The organism is Bradyrhizobium sp. LB11.1, from assembly GCF_040549385.1.
Taxonomy (GTDB): Bacteria; Pseudomonadota; Alphaproteobacteria; order Rhizobiales; family Xanthobacteraceae; genus Bradyrhizobium.
In genome coordinates, this window is sequence record NZ_JBEPTH010000006.1 from 18,285 (window position 1) to 39,933 (window position 21,649).

18 protein-coding genes and 2 pseudogenes are annotated in these 21,649 nt (G+C 64.3%); 14 read left to right on the top strand and 6 right to left on the bottom strand.

Translation table 11 applies throughout. The features are described from left to right. Positions 1-125: 125 nt before the first annotated feature. From tkt to ABIA96_RS17100, 8 genes are all read left to right on the top strand, one after another. Positions 126-2,111 carry a transketolase gene (gene tkt / locus ABIA96_RS17065; protein WP_354138218.1) on the top strand — a complete coding sequence of 662 codons (1,986 nt, stop codon included), beginning with the start codon at positions 126-128 and terminating at the stop codon, positions 2,109-2,111. Positions 2,112-2,280: 169 nt separating this feature from the next. Next, positions 2,281-3,288, top strand: a complete 1,008-nt coding sequence (gene gap, locus ABIA96_RS17070) for a type I glyceraldehyde-3-phosphate dehydrogenase (protein WP_354138219.1) — start codon at positions 2,281-2,283, stop codon at positions 3,286-3,288. A gap of 152 nt (positions 3,289-3,440) precedes the next feature. Next, positions 3,441-4,637, top strand: coding sequence for a phosphoglycerate kinase (locus tag ABIA96_RS17075; protein WP_354138220.1), 1,197 nt, complete (start codon positions 3,441-3,443; stop codon positions 4,635-4,637). A 48-nt stretch (positions 4,638-4,685) separates the two neighbouring features. Beyond that, a complete protein-coding gene (fba, locus tag ABIA96_RS17080; RefSeq protein ID WP_354138221.1) occupies positions 4,686-5,753 on the top strand; it encodes a class II fructose-bisphosphate aldolase in 1,068 nt (355 codons plus the stop codon). Between the two features lie 262 nt (positions 5,754-6,015). Next, positions 6,016-7,041 carry a class I fructose-bisphosphate aldolase gene (locus ABIA96_RS17085; protein WP_354138222.1) on the top strand — a complete coding sequence of 342 codons (1,026 nt, stop codon included), beginning with the start codon at positions 6,016-6,018 and terminating at the stop codon, positions 7,039-7,041. 3 nt (positions 7,042-7,044) lie between these two features. Beyond that, positions 7,045-7,713 (top strand): thiamine phosphate synthase, encoded by a 669-nt coding sequence (locus ABIA96_RS17090; protein ID WP_354138223.1) that lies wholly within the window; start codon positions 7,045-7,047, stop codon positions 7,711-7,713. 8 nt (positions 7,714-7,721) lie between these two features. Continuing rightward, positions 7,722-8,828, top strand: a complete 1,107-nt coding sequence (locus tag ABIA96_RS17095; protein ID WP_354138224.1) for a tetratricopeptide repeat protein — start codon at positions 7,722-7,724, stop codon at positions 8,826-8,828. A 107-nt stretch (positions 8,829-8,935) separates the two neighbouring features. Continuing rightward, on the top strand, positions 8,936-9,721 hold the full coding sequence (locus ABIA96_RS17100; RefSeq protein WP_354138225.1) for an inositol monophosphatase family protein: 786 nt from the start codon (positions 8,936-8,938) through the stop codon (positions 9,719-9,721). A 78-nt stretch (positions 9,722-9,799) separates the two neighbouring features. On the opposite strand, the gene ABIA96_RS17105 is transcribed toward ABIA96_RS17100, so the two are convergent. From ABIA96_RS17105 to ABIA96_RS17120, 4 genes and pseudogenes are all read right to left on the bottom strand, one after another. Continuing rightward, positions 9,800-10,051, bottom strand: a complete 252-nt coding sequence (locus tag ABIA96_RS17105) for a hypothetical protein (protein WP_354138226.1) — start codon at positions 10,049-10,051, stop codon at positions 9,800-9,802. 132 nt (positions 10,052-10,183) lie between these two features. Continuing rightward, positions 10,184-11,303, bottom strand: a pseudogene (locus tag ABIA96_RS17110) (AAA family ATPase). A gap of 253 nt (positions 11,304-11,556) precedes the next feature. Next, complete coding sequence (locus ABIA96_RS17115; protein ID WP_354138227.1) at positions 11,557-14,712, bottom strand: multidrug efflux RND transporter permease subunit; 3,156 nt, start codon at positions 14,710-14,712, stop codon at positions 11,557-11,559. 6 nt (positions 14,713-14,718) lie between these two features. Beyond that, on the bottom strand, positions 14,719-15,909 hold the full coding sequence (locus ABIA96_RS17120; protein WP_354138228.1) for an efflux RND transporter periplasmic adaptor subunit: 1,191 nt from the start codon (positions 15,907-15,909) through the stop codon (positions 14,719-14,721). A 300-nt stretch (positions 15,910-16,209) separates the two neighbouring features. On the opposite strand from ABIA96_RS17120, the gene ABIA96_RS17125 reads away from it, so the two are divergent. Both ABIA96_RS17125 and ABIA96_RS17130 read left to right on the top strand, forming a co-directional pair. After that, positions 16,210-16,431: a type II toxin-antitoxin system RelE/ParE family toxin gene (locus ABIA96_RS17125; protein ID WP_354138229.1), complete on the top strand. Its 222-nt coding sequence runs from the start codon at positions 16,210-16,212 to the stop codon at positions 16,429-16,431. Positions 16,432-16,435: 4 nt separating this feature from the next. Further along, positions 16,436-16,795: an addiction module antidote protein gene (locus tag ABIA96_RS17130; RefSeq protein WP_354138230.1), complete on the top strand. Its 360-nt coding sequence runs from the start codon at positions 16,436-16,438 to the stop codon at positions 16,793-16,795. Here ABIA96_RS17130 and ABIA96_RS17135 read toward each other — a convergent pair. Next, positions 16,792-17,828, bottom strand: a pseudogene (locus tag ABIA96_RS17135) (SAM-dependent methyltransferase). The gene ABIA96_RS17130 and the pseudogene ABIA96_RS17135 sit on opposite strands and share 4 nt — an antisense overlap. Further along, on the bottom strand, positions 17,825-18,634 hold the full coding sequence (locus ABIA96_RS17140; protein WP_354138231.1) for a DUF1295 domain-containing protein: 810 nt from the start codon (positions 18,632-18,634) through the stop codon (positions 17,825-17,827). Before ABIA96_RS17140 ends, ABIA96_RS17135 begins: the two are co-directional and overlap by 4 nt. Before the next feature lie 183 nt (positions 18,635-18,817). Between ABIA96_RS17140 and ABIA96_RS17145 the strand changes: the two genes are divergently transcribed. From ABIA96_RS17145 to ABIA96_RS17160, 4 genes are all read left to right on the top strand, one after another. Beyond that, complete coding sequence (locus tag ABIA96_RS17145; protein WP_354138232.1) at positions 18,818-19,837, top strand: flagellar motor protein MotA; 1,020 nt, start codon at positions 18,818-18,820, stop codon at positions 19,835-19,837. A 24-nt stretch (positions 19,838-19,861) separates the two neighbouring features. Further along, entirely contained in the window at positions 19,862-20,890 is a 1,029-nt protein-coding gene (locus ABIA96_RS17150) for a peptidoglycan -binding protein (RefSeq protein ID WP_354138233.1), read from the top strand. Continuing rightward, the gene (locus ABIA96_RS17155) at positions 20,890-21,336 is read left to right on the top strand and encodes a GNAT family N-acetyltransferase (RefSeq protein ID WP_354138234.1); all 447 of its coding nucleotides are present in this window, start codon (positions 20,890-20,892) and stop codon (positions 21,334-21,336) included. Before ABIA96_RS17150 ends, ABIA96_RS17155 begins: the two co-directional genes overlap by 1 nt. Before the next feature lie 67 nt (positions 21,337-21,403). Next, entirely contained in the window at positions 21,404-21,640 is a 237-nt protein-coding gene (locus tag ABIA96_RS17160; protein ID WP_354138235.1) for a hypothetical protein, read from the top strand. The last annotated feature ends 9 nt before the right edge of the window (positions 21,641-21,649 follow it).

Sequence of the window (21,649 nt, forward strand, 5' to 3'; positions counted from 1 at the left end):
CGTTTGACTGCCTTGGCCTGTCGGAACCGAGGTGCTATCCCAGCCCCGACCTTCAATGGCCGAAAGGCTCCTTCCGCGCGGGCGCAGTTCGCCGCCAAGCGCCTCATTTCAGACGGATTTCAGACATGACGCAGGTCGATCCCAACCGCATGGCCAACGCGATCCGCGGCCTCTCGATGGACGCTGTCGAGAAGGCGAAGTCGGGTCATCCCGGCCTGCCGATGGGCGCCGCCGACATGGCCACGGTGCTGTTCACGCAATTCCTGAAATTCGACGCTGCCGTCACCGACTGGCCCGACCGCGATCGCTTCGTGCTCTCGGCCGGCCACGGCTCGATGCTGCTCTATTCGCTGCTGTACTTGACCGGCAATGCCGACATGACGCTGGACCAGCTCAAGCAATTCCGCCAGCTCGGCGGACTGACGCCGGGTCATCCCGAGAACTTCCACACCAAGGGCATCGAGACCACCACCGGTCCGCTCGGCCAGGGCATCTCGACCGCGGTCGGCATGGCGCTCGCCGAGAAGATGCTCGCCGCGGAGTTCGGCAAGAAGATCGTCGACCACCACACCTATGTGCTCGCCTCCGACGGCGACCTGATGGAAGGCGTGTCGCAGGAAGCGATCGCGATGGCCGGGCACTGGAAGCTCAGCAAGATGATCGTGCTCTACGACGACAACGGCATCTCGATCGACGGCCCGACCTCGATCGCCGATTCCGTCGACCAGGTGAAGCGCTTCAAGTCGGCCGGCTGGGCCGCCGAGAAGATCGACGGCCATGACCAGGCCGCCATCGCGGCTGCCATCACCCGCGCGCAAAAATCCAACAAGCCGACCCTGATCGCCTGCCGCACCACCATCGGCTTTGGCGCGCCGCATAAGGCCGGCACGGCGAAGGCGCACGGCGAAGCGCTCGGCGCCGACGAGCTCAGGGCCGCCAAGGAAAATCTCGGCATCTCGCTGGAGCCGTTCTCGGTGCCGGATGACGTGCTGAAGGCCTGGCGCGCAGCCGGCTCGCGCGGCGTCACGGCGCGCCAGGAATGGGAAGGCCGGCTCGGTGAGCTCGGCAGCCGCAAGCGCGCCGAGTTCGAGCGCCGCCTGCGCCATGAGCGTCCGGCTTCGCTCGCCAAGGCCGTGCGCGCGTACAAGAAGGAGCTGCTGGAAAAGCCGATGAACGCGGCCACCCGCAAATCGTCGGAAGCCGTGATCGAGGTGATCGCCGGCGCGATGCCGATGGAATTCCTCGCCGGCTCGGCCGACCTCACCGGCTCCAACAACAACAAGGCAAAGTCGGCGACCGCCTTCTCCGCCAAGACGCCGAAGGGCCGCTTCATCCATTACGGAATCCGCGAGCACGGCATGTGTGCCGCGATGAACGGCATCTTCCTGCACGGCGGCTTCGCACCCAACGGCGCGACCTTCCTGGTGTTCACCGATTACGCGCGTCCTGCGATGCGCTTGGCCGCGTTGATGGGCACCGGCGTCGTCTACGTGATGACGCACGACTCCATCGGTCTCGGCGAAGACGGCCCGACCCATCAGCCGGTCGAGCACCTCGCCGCACTTCGCGCCATTCCGAACATGCGCGTGTTCCGCCCGTGCGACTCCATCGAGGTCGCCGAGTGCTGGGAGCTTGCGCTAAACCGCATCGACGGTCCGACGGTGCTGGCGCTGACGCGCCAGAACCTGCCGCAGCTCCGCACCAATGCGCCGAACGAACCGTCCTGCCAAACCGGCGCCTACGAGCTGGTCGCAGCCCAGGGCGAAGCCAAGGCGACGCTGTTCGCTTCCGGCTCCGAGGTCGAGATCGCGGTGGCCGCCCAGAAGCAGCTTGCCGAGCGCGGCATCCCGTCGCGGGTGGTCTCGGTGCCCTCGCTCGAGCTGTTGTTAGCGCAACCAGAAGCCAAGCGCGCCGCCATCATCGGCAACGCGCCGGTGAAGGTCGCGATCGAGGCCGCGGTGCGTTGGGGCTGGGACGCCGTGATCGGCCAGGATGGCGAATTTATCGGCATGCATTCGTTCGGCGCGAGCGCGCCGGCGAAGGACCTTTTCAAGCATTTCGGCATTACCGCCGAGGCCGCGGTTAACGCTGTGCTGAAGCGCGTTTCCTAAGAGTTGAGCTTGCCAAAAAAAAGGACTACGTAACGTCTCATATGATCAAGCACCGCCCGGCCGAACCGGGCGTCCGCCCTAAAAAAACCCTCGCAGGCGCGCCAAGCGCGTTGTGCGGGATGATCGGGGTTATTGAACGCGTCATTGAACGGTCATAAGGAGATGAAACATGGCAGTCCGCATCGGAATTAACGGTTTTGGCCGCATCGGCCGCAACGTGCTGCGGGCTATCGCAGAGTCCGGCCGCAAGGACATCGAGGTCGTCGGCATCAACGACCTCGGCCCGGTCGAGACCAACGCTCATCTCCTCCGCTTCGACAGCGTTCATGGCCGCTTTCCCGGCACAGTGACCGTCGATGGCGACTCGATCAACCTCGGCAACGGCAAGATCAAGGTGACCGCCGAGCGCGATCCCTCGAAGCTGCCCTGGAAGGATCTCGGCGTCGACATCGCGCTGGAATGCACCGGCATCTTCACCGCCAGGGACAAGGCCGCCGCGCATCTGACCGCCGGCGCCAAGCGCGTGCTGGTCTCCGCTCCGGCTGACGGCGCCGACGCGACCATCGTCTACGGCGTGAACCACGAGACGCTGACCAAGGATCACCTGGTCGTCTCCAACGGCTCCTGCACCACCAACTGCCTCGCGCCGGTTGCCAAGGTCCTGAACGACCTCGTCGGCATCGAGACCGGCTTCATGACCACGATCCACGCCTATACCGGCGACCAGCCGACGCTCGATACGATGCACAAGGATCTCTATCGCGGCCGCGCGGCTGCGATGTCGATGATCCCGACCTCGACCGGCGCCGCCAAAGCCATCGGCCTCGTGCTGCCCGAACTGAAGGGCAAGCTCGACGGCGTCGCGATCCGCGTGCCGACCCCGAACGTCTCGGTCATCGATCTCAAGATCGTCGCCAAGCGCGCCACCGACGCCAAGGAAATCAACGCCGCGATGAAGCGTGCTTCCGAGCAGCAGCTCAAGGGGATCCTGGGCTACACCACCGCGCCGAACGTCTCGATCGACTTCAATCACGATCCGCACTCCTCGACCTTCCACGAGGACCAGACCAAGGTGCAGAACGGCACGCTGGTGCGCGTGATGTCCTGGTACGACAACGAGTGGGGCTTCTCGAACCGCATGGCGGACACCGCCGTCGCGATCGCGAAGGTCATCTAACTCCGCTCTCGTGTCCCGGACGCGATGCAGCGTGAAACGTTGCTTCGCAGATCCGGGCCCCATTCAACCGCGGAACTCGCTGCAATGTGGGTCTCGGTTCCGCACAGCAGCGCTTCGCGCCGCTGGTAGCGCCCGGGACAAGGAAGCATCCGATGGCAAACAAATTCCGCACCCTCGACGACGTCGACGTGAAGGGCAAACGCGTGCTGCTGCGCGTCGATCTCAACGTGCCCATGGACAACGGGCGCGTCAGTGACGCGACCCGGCTCGAGCGCGTCGCGCCGACCATCACCGAAATCTCGGACAAGGGCGGCAGGGTCATCCTGCTTGCGCATTTCGGCCGGCCGAAGGGACGCGACGCCAAGGACTCGCTCAAGCCCGTCGCTGAGGCGCTGTCGCAGGTCGTGAAGAAGCCCGTCGCCTTCGCCGACGACTGCATCGGCGAGCCCGCGGCAAAAGCCGTGGCTGGCTTGAAGGATGGCGACATCCTCTGCCTGGAAAACACCCGCTTCCACAAGGAAGAGGAAAAGAACGATCCCGCCTTCGTCGCGGAATTGGCGAAGCTCGGCGACATCTGGGTCAACGACGCCTTCTCGGCCGCACACCGCGCTCACGCCTCGACCGAAGGCCTCGGCCACAGGCTGCCGGCCTATGCCGGACGCACCATGCAGGCCGAACTCGACGCGCTGGAGAAGGCGCTGGGTTCGCCGACCAAGCCCGTCATCGCGATCATCGGCGGCGCAAAAGTCTCGACCAAGATCGACCTGCTCGAAAACCTCGTCAGCAAGGTCGATGCGCTGGTGATCGGCGGCGGCATGGCCAACACCTTCCTGCACGCCCAGGGCGTCGGAATCGGCAAATCGCTGGCCGAGAAGGATCTCGCGCCCACGGCACTGCGCATCATGGAGAAGGCCGAAGCCGCCAACTGCGCCATCATCCTGCCGGTTGACGCCATCGTCGCCTACCATTTCGCCGCCAACGCGCCGTCGCACGCCTACGGCCTCGATGCGATCCCCGCCGACGGCATGATCCTGGACGTCGGTCCGCAGTCGATCGCGCGCGTCCATGCCGCCATCGACGACGCGGCCACGCTGGTCTGGAACGGACCGCTCGGCGCCTTCGAGATGCAGCCGTTCGACCGCGGCACGATGGCCGCCGCCAAGCATGCCGCCGAGCGCACCAAGGCCAAGAAGCTGATCTCGATCGCGGGCGGCGGCGACACCGTTGCGGCCCTCAACCAGGCCCATGTGGCCGGTCAATTCACCTATGTTTCGACCGCCGGTGGCGCATTTCTTGAATGGATGGAGGGCAAGCCCCTGCCCGGCGTCGAAGTGCTTCGCACTAAGTAATTAGTCGACAAGAAACAAGCGGCCGTTAGGCCCAAACGGAGAAGACAGATGGCCCGGATCACGTTGCGTCAATTGCTCGACCATGCTGCGGAGAACGATTACGGCGTACCGGCCTTCAACATCAACAACATGGAGCAGGCGCTGGCGATCATGGACGCGGCCAACCAGGTCGACGCGCCCGTCATCATCCAGGCCTCGCGCGGTGCGCGCTCCTACGCCAACGACGTCATGCTCAAGCACATGATGGACGCGGTGACCGAGATCTACCCGCACATTCCGGTCTGCGTGCATCTCGACCACGGCAACGAGGCCGCCACCTGCATGACGGCGATCCAGGCCGGCTTCACCTCGGTGATGATGGACGGCTCGCTCAAGGCCGACGGCAAGACCCCCGGCGACTGGACCTACAATGTCGGCGTCACCAAGACCGTGACTGATATGGCCCATCTCGGCGGCATCTCGGTCGAAGGTGAACTCGGCGTGCTCGGTTCGCTCGAGACCGGCATGGGCGACAAGGAAGACGGCCACGGCGCCGAAGGCAAGCTGAGCCACGACCAGCTCCTGACCAATCCGGACGAGGCCGTGAAGTTCGTCCAGGAGACCAGGGTCGACGCGCTCGCGATCGCGATGGGGACTTCTCACGGCGCCTACAAATTCACCCGCAAGCCGGACGGCGACATCCTCGCCATGAACGTGATCGAGGAGATCCACCGCAAGCTGCCGAACACGCATCTGGTGATGCACGGCTCCTCCTCGGTGCCGCAGGACCTCCAGGACATCATCAACGCCTATGGCGGCAAGATGAAGCCGACCTGGGGCGTGCCGGTCGCCGAGATCCAGCGCGGTATCAAGCACGGCGTCCGCAAGATCAACATCGACACCGACAACCGCATGGCCATGACCGGCCAGATCCGCAAGGTGCTCAAGGACAATCCGGAAGAGTTCGATCCGCGCAAATACCTGAAGCCGGCGATGGAAGCCATGACCAAGCTGTGCAAGCAGCGGCTCCAGGAGTTCAACACCGCAGGCCAGGCCTCCAAGTTCAAGAAGATCCTGACCCCCGCCGACATGGCCAAGCGTTACGCCAAGGGCGAGCTCGACCCCCGCGTCGCGTAAGGCCGGCACGCTCTATCGTCTCCCTCGCCCCGCTCTTCGCGGGGAGAGGCGGGGTGAGGGGCTCTATCCGCGAATGAGATGGCTACGGGACCTGTACCCCCTCACCCGGATCGCAAGGGCGATCCGACCTCTCCCCGCAAGCGGGGCGAGGCGAACAAGACCTCCCGCCCCCTTTACCCTGCGACGAACGTTAATTCGGCAATTGCCCGAGAACGGTCTAACTTCACAGGCAAGGGCAGAATCGTTTTGGGAGGACCTCTCGATGAATCTGACTGAGCTCAATGGAATCGCGACTGCCATGGTCGCACCCGGCAAGGGCATCCTTGCCGCCGACGAATCCTCCGGCACCATCAAGAAGCGCTTTGACGCGATCGGGGTGGAATCCACGGAAGGCAACCGCCGCGACTATCGCGAGATGCTGTTCCGCTCGAAAGAGGCCATGAGCCAGTACATCTCCGGCGTGATCCTCTATGACGAGACGATCTGGCAGGATGCGAAAGACGGCACGCCGCTGGTGAAGCTGATCGAGCAAAGCGGCGCCATCCCCGGCATCAAGGTCGACGAGGGCACGCAAGCGCTCCCGATGTGCCCGGGTGAAACAGTCACCGTCGGGCTCGACAAGCTCGCCGAACGCCTGAAGGCATATTACGAGCGCGGCGCGCGCTTCGCCAAATGGCGTGCGGTGATCGATATTGCCGGTGGAATCCCCTCGATGACCGCGATCAGCGTCAATGCCCATGCACTGGCGCGCTATGCCGCGCTGTGCCAGGCCGCGCAGATCGTGCCGATCGTCGAGCCGGAGGTGCTGATGGACGGCGATCACGACATCGACCGCTGCTATGAGGTCACGAGCCGCGTGCTCAACAAGACGTTCCAGGAATTGCGCGTGCAGCGCGTCGCGCTCGAAGGCATGGTACTGAAGCCGAACATGGCGATCTCAGGCAAAAAATGCGCGAAGCAGGCTTCCGTCGAGGAGGTCGCGGAGAAGACGATCCGGCTGCTGAAGGCGTGCGTGCCGGCGGCGGTGCCCGGCATCGCCTTCCTCTCCGGCGGCCAGTCGGATGAGGAGGCGACCGCGCACCTCAACGCCATGCACAAGCTCGGCCCGCTGCCCTGGGGCCTGACGTTCTCCTACGGCCGCGCGCTGCAGGCCGCGCCGCAGAAGGCCTGGTCGGGCAAGACCGAGAACGTCGCGGCCGGACAAAACGCATTCAGTCATCGCGCCCGCATGAACGGCCTCGCCTCCAAAGGCGAATGGCAAAGCAGCCTGGAAAAGAAGGCAGCCTAGATCTTGTCGAACAAATCGCCTCCGCCGCGCCCGACGCCGCGCCTCTATCTCGCGACGCCTGTTGTCGATGATCCCGCCTCGCTCCTCGCCGAATTGCCGGCGCTGCTCGCAGCGGCCGATGTCGCAGCCGTGCTGGTGCGGCTGAAGGAGACCGACCAGCGCACCATGATCTCGCGGATCAAGGCCCTGGCGCCGATCGTGCAGAACGCGGGCGCGGCCCTGCTGGTCGACGGCCACCCCGAAATCGTCGCACGCGGCGGCGCCGACGGCGCACACCTGCCGGGCATCGCTGCATTGAAAGAGGCGATGCCGTCGCTCAAGCCCGATCGCATCGCCGGCGTCGGCGGGCTGACGACGCGACACCATTCGATGGACGCGGGCGAGCTGGGCGCGGATTACCTGCTGTTCGGCGAGCCCGATGCGAACGGCCAACGGCCGTCGGCGCAAGCCATTGCCGAGCGGCTGGACTGGTGGGCCGAGTTGTTCGAGCCGCCCTGTGTCGGCTTCGCCATGTCGTTCGAGGAGGCCCACGACTTCGCGGCCAGCGGCGCCGATTTCGTGCTGGTCGGCGACCTCGTCTGGGCCGACCCGCGCGGACCCAAGGCCGCGCTGATCGAGGCCGATGCCGCGATCAAGAAGGCCTTCGCGGCCGTTGCCGCGGGCCAGGGCTAGCGCCCGCCATGACGCTCGCGCGCATCATCCCTCTCGCCACGCTGCTGCTGGCGGCGCCTGCGGCCGCGCAGCTCCAGATCACCCCGCCGGCGACGATCCCGAGCCCTGCGCCCGAAAAGCAGAAGCCCAAGGAAGCAACAAAGGCGCCAGCAAAGGAAAAGCCGAAGGTCGCACCGCACACGATCACCAGGAAAAAGGAGGCGGGACCGGCGCCAAAGCCGTCAGCCTCGCCGAGCCCGACGCTGCCGGCAACCGTGATTCCCGCGCCGGCGACCGACAATTCCAATGTCGATCTGGTGTTCGGTGCCTATCAGCGCGGCCAGTACAAGACCGCCTTCGACCTCGCGAGCGCGCGCGCCAAGACCGGCGACGCCAAGGCCATGACCATGCTGGGCGAGCTCTATTCCAACGCCATGGGCATCCGGCGCGACTACGCCAAGGCAGTCGAGTGGTACAAGCGCGCGTCCGACGCCGGGGACCGCGAGGCGATGTTTGCGCTCGCCATGCTGCGCATCTCCGGCCGCGGCGGCCCCGTCGACAAGGGCGAGGCGGTCAAGCTGATGGCCTCCGCCGCCAAGCTCGGCGAGCCCAAGGCGGCCTATAACCTCGCTCTGCTTTATCTGGACGGCCAGACCCTGCCTCAGGACCTCAAGCGCTCCGCCGAGCTGTTGCGCCAGGCGGCCGATGCCGGCGTGCCCGAGGCGCAATACGCGCTTGCGACTTTCTACAAGGAAGGCACCGGGGTGCCAAAGGACATCGAAAGGTCGGTGCGGTTGCTCCAGGCGGCCTCACTGGCCGACAATGTCGATGCCGAGGTCGAATATGCCATCGCCATGTTCAACGGCACCGGCACGCCGAAGAATGAGCCGGCGGCTGTGGCGTTGCTGCGCAAGGCGTCCCGCCAGGGCAGCGCGATCGCGCAGAACCGCCTCGCCTGGGTCCTGATCAACGGCATGGGCACACCCGTGGACAAGGTCGAGGGGTTCAAATGGCATCTGGTGGCCAAAACCTCCGGCAAGGGCGATCCGGAGCTCGACAAGCAGTTGGCCGACCTGCCTGCCGACGACCGTGCCAAGGCGGAGGCTGCCGCCAAGAAATGGCTCGGGAACAAATGACCTGACGCCAAATGACGTGAATGACTTGACGTTTGGCCCCTCGCGGGGCACCCAATCCGCTCAAATGGCGCGGTTTCGCGTCGCTCCCCCGATCAAGACCAGAGCTCATGCTGTATTCCGCCACTATCAATGTCATGGTCAAAGCCGCGCGCCGCGCCGGCCGCAGCCTCAAGCGCGATCTCGGCGAGATCGAGCATCTCCAGGTCTCGCTGAAGGGACCGGCGAACTTCGTCTCGCTCGCCGACAAGCGCGCCGAGGAGATGCTCTACCAGGACCTCTCAAAGGCCCGGCCCGGTTATGGCTTCATCGGCGAGGAAGGCGGCACGCGGGAAGGCTCCGACAAGAGCCACACCTGGATCGTCGACCCGCTCGACGGCACCACCAACTTCCTGCACGGCATTCCGCAATTCGCGATCTCGATCGGACTCGTGCGCGAGGGCACCATCATCGCCGGCGTGATCTACAACCCCGCCAATGACGAGCTCTACATCGCCGAGCGCGGCAAGGGCGTCTTCCTCAACGACCAGCGCCTGCGCGTGGCCGGCCGCCGCCAGCTCAACGAATGCGTGGTGGCCTGCGGCCTGCCCCATATCGGCCGCGGCGACCATGAGGAATTCCGCCGCGAGATGACCGCGATCCAGGACCGCGTCGCAGGCCTGCGACGCTTCGGCGCCGCCTCCCTCGACCTCGCCTTCGTCGCCGCCGGCCGCCTCGACGGCTACTGGGAGCGCAACCTGCAATCCTGGGACATCGCCGCCGGCATGCTGATGGTGCGCGAAGCCGGTGGTACCGTGAGCGACATCAGCACGCCGGGCGATGCGCTGGTCACCGGCAACGTCGTATGCGGAAACGAGTTCGTGCACGGCGAACTGGTGAAGATTTTGCGGAAGTAGGGGAAGGCTCTCCTCGCGTGAGCCGAACGAATGGAGGCCGCTGAATCGCGGCCTCCGGTCTCGCGTCATGCCAGCGGATTACCACGCCACCCATTTGCGGCCGTGCCAATAGCCCCGGCCCTCGTGCTCGCGGAAAGCAAACTTTTCGCGCGGTCCCGCGCGCCAATTGTCCTCATGAACGACGACGCCCGCTCCATGCGGAAAGTCGTAGGCCTCATGCGTGTGCCAGCAGGTGTGGCCCTGGCAGACAATCGCTGCCGATGCGGTGAACGTCGACATCATCAGCACGCCGGTGCCGACAGCGACAGCGGAAAGAATCTTCTTCAACATTTGGACGACTTCTCCGTGGAACCCCAAACCCGCGTGCAAACATATTTGCCGGCGCGCGGTTCCGTCAGAGAATGTGAAGCTTTCGTAAGGATTCCCGCGCGGCGCAGCGCGGCTGCTCGATCCGCGAACTAGCTAAGAGTCGTCATCTTCCGGTTCCTCGTCACGATACTCACCGCCGAGGGTCAGGCCCTCGATTGTCGTGGCGCCTTTCGACTTGATCACCCGGCGAAGCGGGACCGAACTCTCGCTTCGCAATGCCTCCATCAGCTGTTCCGAATGGGTGACGATCCAGATGTCGGCGCGGCTCGATGCCTTGGCGATCAGCCGGGCCAATGGCGCCAGCAGCGACGGATGCAGGCTGGTCTCGGGCTCGTTCAGCGCGATGAACGGCGGAAGCCGATAGCCCATGAACACCGCGAGCAGGCAAATGTATTTCAGCGTCCCATCGGATAATTCATGCGCCTTGAACGGCCGGGGCATATCTTCCAGTTGCAGATCAAATTCACACAGGCCGTTCGCTTCCCATGCGCGGAGTTCGGCGCCCGGGAATGCATCCTGGATTGCGTCCTGCAGATCGGTGGCGTCTTCCCGAATGGTGTAGAGGGTCGCCAGCGCTGCAGCCAAATCGCTTCCATCGGCACTGAGCGAGGGCGTCGTGATCGCCAGACAGGGCTTTCGTATCGGTGACGCCGGATCGGTGCGAAAGTCGTGGTAAAATCGCCAGCCCAGCATTGATCAAATCGATTTCGGCGCATTCCTTGCCATCGAAAAAACCTGCAAGCGCCGGCTCGGACGGCAGCACCGCGTCCTTGTGGCTGCTCCATGCGCCACTCTCGCCACGAACGCTGACGAGCGAATTCTTCCGCTCCATCAATAGGACCGTCCGTTTGCCCTGCGTCGCCTCGATACTTTCGGCCTTGATCATCGGCTCGCCGGCAAACGCCGCCGCGATGGGGCTGGGAAATCCGATCTCAATGGAATATTTCAGGCGATCGAATCTGGCCGACAGTTGCAGGCGTCCATCCTCGCCGCGTTTGCGGATGCCCGACCAGCAGACCGAATTCAATCCGCCTTCGTCGGCGATCGTGCGCGTGATCCGACCGGTCGCCGCGTCGCGCAACAGCGACAAGGACTTGTAGGGATTGGATTTGCCGACACCATTCTCCCCCACAAAGACGGACAGGGGATGGATTGGGATGGAGAGCCGCCGAATCGAGCGATAGTTGGAGATCGCAATGTCGGTCGGACGCATCACATGCTCTCAATCGGCAGGGTGTATGTGTGCGTTCGCGGTTTAGGGGCGAATGCACATCCTTCAATCCAGAGGTGTAGTCTGGATTGACATTTCAGGGAAAGCAACCTTTCTGCTTGTCATTCCGGGGCGCGCCTCTTGGCGCGAGCTATGGTGCGCAATTGCGCACCTGAGAATCCATTCATCGACTGTGCTTGCGGCCCGATGGATTCCGGGTCCGCGCTGCACGCGCCCCGGAATGACGGGAGAAGTGTCAGTGGCCGGCCGCTGGAGCGGCCGGCCCATACGCCTCGGCCTTCTCCTTCGTCTTCTCCCGGTCGCCCCCCAGCACGCGCTGCACCGAGACGAAGAACACCGGCACCATCAGCAGCGCCAGGATCACCACCGCGATCATGCCGCCCATCACGACGGAGCCGAGCGCTTGCTGGCTGGCGCCGCCGGCGCCGTGGGCAATCGCCATCGGCAGCACGCCGCAGATGAAGGCAAGGCCGGTCATCAGGATCGGGCGGAAGCGCAGGCGGCAAGCCTCCAAGGTGGCCTCCACCAGCGGCTTGCCTTCCTTGCGCAGGTCCTTGGCGAACTCGATGATCAGGATCGCGTCCTTCGCGGCGAGGCCGATGATGGTGATCAAGCCGACGGTGAAATAGACGTCGTTGGGCAGGCCGCGCAGCATGGCCGCACCGACCGCGCCGACGATGCCGAGCGGCACGGTGAGCAGCACCGCGAGCGGAATGGTCCAGCTCTCATAGAGTGCGGCCAGACACAGGAACACCACGAACACGGAGAGTGCGAGCAGGAACGGCGCCTGCGAGCCCGACAGTTTTTCCTGGAGCGACTGCCCGGTCCATTCATAGCCGAAGCCGCGCGGCAGCTTGCCGGCGAGCCGCTCCATCTCGGCAATCGCATCGCCCGAGGTGAAGCCGGGCTTGGCTTCGCCGGAGATGCGCACCGCCGGATAATAGTTGAAGCCGGCGATCTGCGTCGGCCCGCGCGCCCATTCCACCGTGGCAAAGGACGAGAACGGCACGAGCTGGCCGCGGCTGTTCTTGACGTTGTAATTGAGGATGTCCTCGGTCCGCATGCGGTCGCGGGCGTCGGCCTGCACCACGACGCGCTGCATGCGGCCGCGGTTCGGGAAGTCGTTGATGTAGTTCGAGCCGAGATTGGTCGAGATCGTGTTGTTGATGTCCTCGAAGGTGACGCCGAAGGCACCGGCCTTTTCGCGGTCGATCACGAGATTGACCACGCCGGCCTCGGGCAGGCCTTCGATATAAACCTTCTGCAACACCGCGCTCGCATTGGCCTCCGCGATCAGTTGGTCGGCGGCGCGCATCATGGCCGGATAGCCCTTCTGGCCGCGATCCTGGAGACGGAACGAGAAGCCCGACGAGTTGCCGAGATTGTCGATCGGCGGCGGCTGCAGCGCCGAGATCTTTGCGTCGCGAACCGACGACGACAAATCGCGGTTGATGTCGGCGACAACAGCAGCAGCGGACTCCTTGGGCCCGCGCTCCGACCAGTCCTTCAAGGTGATGAAGGCCTGCGCGGTGTTCATGCCCTGTCCGGAGAAGCTGAACCCGGTGAGGAAGGTGACGTTGTCGACACCGGGTCGCTGCGCCAGATATTTTTCAACCTTTTCGATCACGGCCTCGGTGCGGCCGTAGGACGAATCCGACGGCGTCTGGACGTCGGTGGTGACAAAACCCTGGTCGTCGACCGGCAGGAAGCCGCCCGGAAGATTGACGAAAGCCCAGGACAGGCCGGCGAGCAGCGCGACATAGACCAGCATCAAGCGGCCGGTGCGCTTCAGCGAGAAGCCGACGGTGCGCGAATAGCCTTCCTTGCCGCCTTCGAGCATGCGGTTGAACCAGCCGAATACGCCCTTCTTCGCATGACCGTGGCCGGCCGCGACGGGTTTGAGCAGCGTCGCGCACAGTGCCGGCGTCAGCGACAGCGCCAGGAACGCGGAGAAGCCGATCGCCGCAACCATGGTCACCGAGAACTGGCGGTAGATGATGCCGACCGAGCCCGGGAAGAACGCCATCGGCACGAACACCGCCATCAGCACCAGCGTGATGCCGATGATGGCGCCCGATATCTGCGACATCGCTTTCCGCGTCGCTTCCTTCGGCGGCAGGCCTTCCTCCGTCATGATGCGCTCGACATTCTCGACCACGACGATGGCATCGTCGACGAGGATGCCGACCGCGAGCACCATGCCGAACATCGAAAGCATGTTGATGGAGTAGCCCGCAAGCAGCAGCGTGGTACAGGCGCCCAGCAGCGCCACCGGCACCACGATGGTCGGAATGATGGTGTAGCGGATGTTCTGGAGAAACAGGAACATCACCACGAACACCAGCACCACGGCTTCGACCAGCGTCGTCAGCACCTTCTTGATCGAGGCCTCGACCACCGGCGTGATGTTGTAGGGAATCTCGTAGGAGATGTTGGCCGGGAAGAAGCGCGACAGCTCCTTCATCTTCTCCTCGACCGCGCTCGCGGTCGCCAGCGCGTTGCCGGTCGGCGACATCAGCACGGAAAGACCTGCGGTCGGCTTGCCGTTCAGGCGCGTGTTGAACTGATAGCTGAGGCCGCCGACCTCGATGCGCGCGACGTCGCGCAGCCGCACGGTCGAGCCGTCGGCATTGGCGCGCAGGATGATGGCGCCGAATTCATCCGGCGAAGACAACTGGCCCTTGACCAGCACCAGCGCGGAGGTGCGCTGGCTCGCGGTCGACGGCTCGGCGCCGATGCTGCCCGAGGCCACCTGCGCATTCTGCGCGGCGATCGCCTTGTTGACGTCGTCAGCGGTCAGGCCATAGCCGACGAGCTTGGCCGGATCGACCCAGACGCGAAGACTGCGTTCGGTCGAATACAGTGTGGCACGGCCGACGCCGGGGATGCGGCGGATTTCACCGAGCACGTTGCGGATCATGAAGTCGCCCAGCCCAACCTCGTCGAGGCTGCCATCGGTCGAATTCAGCGTGATGATCTGAAGGACCGCACTGGATGCTTCCTCGATCAGGATGCCCTGCTGGATCACCGCGCGCGGCAGCCGCGCCTCGACGCGCTTGATGCGGTTCTGCACTTCGACGGACGCCGCGCTTGTATCGGTGCCGGGCTGGAAATTGGCGATGATCTCGACCTGGCCGAGCGAGTCGCTGGTCGATTCGAAGTTGAGGATGCCGGAGGCGCCGTTGAGCTCCTCCTCGATCAGGCGCGTGACGCTGTTGTAGAGATTTTCCGGCGACGCGCCCGGGTAGCTCGTCGAGATCGAGATCGAGGGCGGCGCGATGATCGGATATTGCGCGATCGGCAATAGCGGGACCGAGATCGCGCCGATCAAGCAAATGAACAGCGCAACCACCCAGGCGAAGATCGGCCTGTCGATGAAGAAGCTCGCCATGGCGCGTTACTGCACGAGTTGCGCGCGTTGGCTTTCCACGGTCGCGTCGGCCTCGGCCCAGGATTGCGGCCTGACCTTGTCGCCGGCCGCGAATTTCTGGAATCCTTCGACCACGACCTTGTCGCCGGCCTTCAACCCTTCCGTGACGAACCAGATTCCGTCCTGCACCGAGCCGGTACGCACCGGCTGCACGGCGACGCGGTTGTCGTCCTTGACCACGAACACCTCGCTACCGCCGCCGCCATTGCGCTGGACCGCCTGCTGCGGCACTGCGATCGCGTCGGAGTCGAGACCCTGATCGATGCGCACGCGCACATACATGCCCGGCAGCAATTCACGTTTGGGATTGGGGAACTCGCCGCGCAGCGTCACCTGACCGGTATTGGCTTCGACCCTGGCGTCGGAGAACAGGAGTTTGCCGTTCAGCGCATAGGCCGAATTGTCGTCGAGCACGAGCCGCACCTTGGCGGCGCCCGCTTCGATGCGCTCGAGGTCGCCGCTTTCGAAGGCACGACGAAGCTGATTGAGTTCCGTGACCGACTGGGTGAAGTCGGCGTAAACCGGATCGAGCTGCTGGATGGTGGCGAGATTGGTCTCGTTCTGTACGACCAGCGCGCCTTCGGTGACCAGCGCCGCTCCGACTACGCCGTCGATCGGCGCCCGCACGGTCGCATAGTCGAGATTGAGCTTGGCTCGCGCAAGATCGGCCTTGCGTCCCTCGACCTCGGCCTGGGCCTGCCGCTCGGATGCGACGGCTTTCTCGTTCTCGGCCTCGGGGGCTGCACGCTGGCTCGTCAGGGTCGCGATACGGCGGGCATGCTGTTGAGCCTGGTGAAGCTGCGCTTGCGCCTTGGCCAGCGCCGCCTCGTTCGACATCACCTCGACCTCGAATGGCCGCGAATCGATGCGGTAGAGCGGCTCACCCGCTTTCACTTCGCTGCCCTGGTGGAACAGGCGCTCGACCACGACACCGGAAATTCGCGGCCGAACCTCGGCAACGCGAGTCGGAGCAATCCGACCGGGCAGCTCCCGGACCACAGCGCGCGGCTGCGGCCTGATCGTGACAATGCTCACATCGGGGTCAGTGGGCTGGGCCTGGACGATCGCGGAATTCGATTCATCGCAGGCCGCAAGAAGCGGCGCCGCGGCCGCCAGCATCACTGCTACGAAAGCGGATCGCGCACGAAGTCCTGACATGAGTAAAGTTGCCCCGGTTGAATTGCACATTGATCTCGACTCTCGAATTGCTTCGGAGAGTCTGATTTGAAATCGAAAATAAATGGTAGTTGCTGCAATGCAATGAGCGCGGCGGCGGCCCTATGTCACATCAGGCTACCGCACTTTAACAACAGAGCTTTCCAGGATTCACCGGATTGTGAGTCGGGTTCCATCGCGCCGCGCTGCGACAGAACATCGCAACCGAGAGCGGAATGGCTTCAGGTTGAATCGGTGAGCTGCACACTCTCTCTACTCAGCATTTGGACAGTGCCATCACATATGGCGTTTGACGTCCGCTCACCCAGTCTTGCCTCGCTGTTAACTATGGATTACAGCGCCATCGTGGTCGATGTTGAATTCAAAATAGACTACGGCCCGGGGTATCGTCTCTATGCGGTGCAACGCGGAACTGCGACGGTCATCCTGCTCTGCGGTGGCGACAAGCGAAAGCAACATGCGGACATCAAGCGAGCACGGGCGATGCTTGCGGAACTGGAGTAGTGCAATGGCGCTGAGAACAACACCATTTGATGCGGCGGAATATTTGGATACGCCGGAAGCACAAGCCGAATTCATTACAGCAGCGCTGGAGACTGGCGACGCGGCATTCATCCGTGACTCTGTGAATACGGTTGCGCGTGCCCGCGGCATGAGCGAGATCGCAAAATCTACGGGGCTGAGCCGCGAGGGGCTGTACAAGGCACTCGGCGAGGCCGGAAATCCGGAGTTCTCAACAATGCTGGGGGTATTGCGCGCGCTTGGCTTAGGCCTGACTGCACGCCCTTTGCCCAGACAGCCCGGCAAGCTCGGCAAGCTCGGCAAGCCGCGGAGGTCAGCGAAGACGCGAGCCCGCAAGGCCGCTTAGGCTCGACAGTCAGCTTCCTTCATCCGGTAGTGGCTCACGCCCCACTCGGTTCCGTCGGCGTAGCCGAACAGGCCGGCGGTGGCGAGAAAGAACCAGCGCCAGCGCCGCATCCACAATGCGGTGTCCTCGCCATAGACATTGCGCAAGGAGGCTTCGATCGCGTCGCGATGCGCATCGAAATTAGCGAGCCAGTCCATTGCGGTGCGCTGATAATGCGAGCCGCTCCAACGCCATTCCTTCTCGATGGCGAAGATATCGGCATATTGACGAACGAGTTGATGGCTCGGCATCACGCCGCCGGTGAAGAAGTGCTGCGCGACCAGTCTTCGCGATTGGCGCGGTCGAACGCATAGGAGCCGGCGCGATGGGTGAAGATGTGCATGAAGAAGCGCCCCTCCGGCGCAAGCCAAGCGCGCACGCGCGTCATCAGCTTGCGCCAGTTCATCATGTGCTCGAACATCTCGATCGAGACGATGCGGTCGAACTGGCCCTCCGGCGCGAACACGTTCATGTCGGCGGTGACGACGCGCAAATTGAGCAGGCCACGGCTCTGCGCAATGTCCTCGATATAGGCGCGCTGCGATTGCCAGTTCGACACCGCGGTGACCCTGGCATGCGGAAACTGCCGCGCGATCCACAGCGACAGCGAGCCCCAGCCGCAGCCGAGTTCGAGGATGGTCTGCCCGTCGGCCAGACCGGCATGCTCGACGGTCTGGCGCAGCGCTTCCTCCTCGGCCTCCTGGAACGTCGTCGCATCGGTCTTGTAGAAGCAGGAGGAGTATTTGCGGTTCGGACCCAGCACCTGCGCGAAAAAGCTCTGCGGCACTTCGTAATGCTGGGTGTTGGCCGCGCTGGTGTGCTCGGCGATCGGCCTTATCATCATCCGCCCGGCGAAGGCGGCATCGTCGGTCGCGGTATGCGTGGCGAGGCGCGTTGCGGTGCGCGAACACAGGCGCTGGATGGCGGCGCGGACCACGAGATCCGGCAGCGGCACGCGTTCGGCAGTCCCGATGATCGTGGACACGACGCTCATGCGGCCATTCCCTCTCTGGGCGGCAGCGGAAAGAACATGCTGGTTCTGGATTGATAGGCGCGGTAGCGCTCGCCGCGCGATCGCAGCATCTGCGCCTCCAGAGGCGGGATGCCGGTGACGTGGACAAGGATCCAGTACATGAAGACCGGCGCAAGCAGGCTGGCCCAGCCCCACGCATATCCGGCCGCAAGGCCGATCACGGGATAGGCGAGCCAGCCAAGCCATTCGAAGAAATAATTGGGATGGCGCGACCAGCGCCACAGTCCGGCATCGCAGACCTTGCCGTGATTGTCAGGGTCGTGCCGGAAGCGGCGCAACTGCGCATCCGCCAGCGCCTCGCCGGCGATTCCGATCAGCAGGATCGCCGCACCAAGGACGTCCTGAATGCGCAGGGCTGATACGGGAACATGCGCAGCGACGAAAATCGCAAACACCAGCGGCACCGAACCCAGCGCCTGGTTTTGCAGGAAGATGAACATCCGCCAGGGGGCATTCAGCCCCCACTCCGCGGCAAAAGCGGCATAGCGGGGGTCATCGGTGATCCCTGCGGTGCGGATCGCGATATGCGATCCCAGCCGGATCGACCAGACCGCGACGAGGCCAGTGACCAGCCATTGCCGGGCATTGGGCACCTCGCCCGCCATCGGCCACAGGGCGCTGCCTGCGCCGACCAGCCCGACCGAAAAGGTCCAGATCGTATCGACCCAGCCGGAATTGCCGGTGCGCTGCTGCACCACCCAGGCGAGCGCCATCAGGACCGCAAGCGAGAGCGCGATGGCCGCCAGTGCCCCGAGAAACATCGCCATGCAAAAAATCCGAGCTAAGTCTGTGGAATACTGAACTTTTGCAAAATACGTGGATATCAAAGCCGGGTTTCAGTGTTGGGTTCCCGCGCACGTCCCGAAATCCGCACATCCAGCGCTTTTTTTGGCCCGGCGCTGTGCCATAGTGCGGAGGCAAGCAAGCTTTCGTAACGGATGATACCGGCCATGCCGTCAGGCGCCTCGCCCCGCTCTTCCCTCGACATCGAGTATACAAAACTGTCGTCCCCCAGCGTCTTCCTGGTGCGGATGCTGGTCTTTCTGGTGCTGTGCGCGCTGGTCGGCGTGGTGCTCTACAAGCAGATCATCCAGGCCTTCTTCGCCAATCCCGGGCTGAACGCGCTGATCGGGGCCGTGCTGTTCATCGGCATCGTGCTGGCCTTCCGCCAGGTCATCCGGCTCTATCCTGAAGTGTCCTGGGTCAATAATTTCCGCATCGCCGACCCGGGCCTGGCGCCGGCCCGGCACCCAAAGCTGCTGGCGCCGATGGCGATGATCCTGGGCGGCGAGCGCACCGGGCGGATGACCATCACGCAAACAACCATGCGGCATCTGCTCGATTCGATCGCAACCCGCCTCGACGAGGCCCGCGATATCTCCCGCTACATGACCGGCCTGCTGGTCTTCCTCGGCCTGCTCGGCACCTTCTGGGGCCTGATCGAGACGGTCGGCTCGGTCGGCAAGGTGATCGACGGCCTCAAGGTCGGCGGCGATGCCGGCGCGCTGTTCGACACGCTGAAGGAGGGCCTGGCCGCCCCGCTCGGCGGCATGGGCATCTCGTTCTCGAGCTCCCTGTTCGGCCTCGCCGGCTCGCTGATCCTCGGTTTCCTCGATCTGCAATCGAGCCAGGCCCAGAACCGCTTCTACACCGACCTCGAAGACTGGCTCGCCACCACCGTACGCGAATACGGCAGCGGCGAGATGGCCGTCGCGTCGAGCGGCAGCAGTGTTGCGAGCGGTGAGCTCCAGGCCGCGGTCGAGCGGCTGCGTTCCGTGCTCGAGGAAGGCACCGCAAGCCGCAGCACCACCGCGTCGATGGCAAGCCTTGCGGAAGCGATCCAGGCGCTGGTCTCGCATATGCGGACCGAGCAGCAGATGATCCGCGAATGGGCCGACGGCCAGGGCGAACAGAACCGCGAGATCCGCCGCCTGCTGGAGCGCATCGCGCGCCAGCCCGAGAAGAGTTAAGCAATCAGCATTTGAGAGGCGAGCATGGCTCTAGCCCGCGGCCGCCGCAGCGAAGGCGCCTTCAACTACTGGCCCGGATTCGTCGACGCGCTGTCGACGCTGGTGCTGTCGATCGTGTTCCTGCTGTCGGTGTTCCTGGTCGTACAGTTCTTCCTGTCGCAGGAGGTGACCGGCAAGGACAAGGCGCTCGAGCAGCTCAACGCCAAGATCGCCCAGCTCAACGAGCTGCTCTCGCTGGAGAAGCTCGGCAAGCTGACGCTCGACGACCAGGTCTCGTCGCTCAAAGCGGGCCTCGCTTCGGCCGAGAGCGAACGCGATCGCATCAAGGGCCTCTATGACGGCTTGGCTGCCGCCGGCAACGACGCGCAGGGCAAGATCTCCGAGCTCGGCAAGGCGCTCGACTCGGAGAAGGCGGTCTCGGCGCGGGCGCTGGCGCAGATCGAGGTGCTGAACCAGCAGATCAGCGCGCTGCGCCGGCAATTGGCGGCACTCGAAGAGGCGCTCGACGCTTCCGAGAAGCGCGACAAGGAATCGCAAAATCGCATTGCCGATCTCGGCTCACGCCTGAACGTCGCGCTGGCGCAGCGGGTGCAGGAATTGTCGCGTTACCGCTCTGAATTCTTCGGCCGGCTGCGCAAGATCCTCGGCGACCGCCCCGACATCCGCGTGGTCGGCGACCGCTTCGTGTTCCAGTCCGAAGTGTTCTTCGACACCGGACAGGCAACGCTGCTGCCGGAGGGCCGCGCCGAGCTCGACACCGTGGCGGCCGCGCTGATCGAGCTCGACAAGAAGATTCCGAACGAGATCGCCTGGGTGCTGCGCGTCGACGGCCACACCGACGTGCGTCCCGTGAGCGGCGCGAACTTCAAGTCGAACTGGGACCTGTCGTCGGCGCGCGCGATCTCGGTGGTGCAATATCTGATCACGCTCGGCGTGCCCGCCCAGCGCCTGGTCGCCGCGGGCTTTGCCGAATTCCAGCCGCTCGACACCGCCAACACCGAGGACGCCTACAAGCGCAACCGCCGCATCGAGCTGAAGCTGACGGAGCGGTAGTGAGCGCGCTCCGCCTCCGCCCCTACGTGGACGCCGACGAAGCGGCGACGATCGACCTCTGGCATCGCACCTGGCAGCAGGCCTATCCGCAGATCGATTTTGCCGCGCGGCTCGACTGGTGGCGCGAGCGCTGGCGCAAGGATCTGGTGCCGAAGGCGTCGATCGTGGTTGCGGAACAAAACGGCGCGCTGACCGGTTTCGTCACCATCGATGGCGACGGCTATCTCGACCAGCTCGTGGTCGATCCCGATCATTGGGGCTCGGATGCTGCGAGACTTTTGGTCGACGAAGCCAAGCGCTTGTCACCATCGAGCGTCACACTGCTGGTCAATAAGGACAACGCCCGCGCCGTCCGCTTCTACGAGCGCAACGGGTTTGCCCATGCCGGCGAGGATGTGAACCCGACATCGGGACGGCCTGTGCTGAAGATGGCGTGGCGGCCGTGACTTCAACTACGTAAAAGCGTGGCGCGGTTTGCTAGCGTGATATCAGGCAAGCAGATGGAGAGGATCGATGCGGCTGAGCGATCTGGCCAAGGGGTCTTCGGTGTTTCTCGGCGTCATCCTCGCCGGCTATGTGTCGACGATCTATGTCGACCGGCGCCTCGCGCCGCCACCGAATCCCCCTGCTCCGACGGAAAGTCCGGCTCCAGCAAAGGACCCTGCGTCGTCAGCCTGTATCGGCGAGGGCGGGAGCTGGAAGAACTGGCCTTGGCCGAACGTGCCGATGGGCTCGCCGAAGTGCCAGTGAGATCCGGCG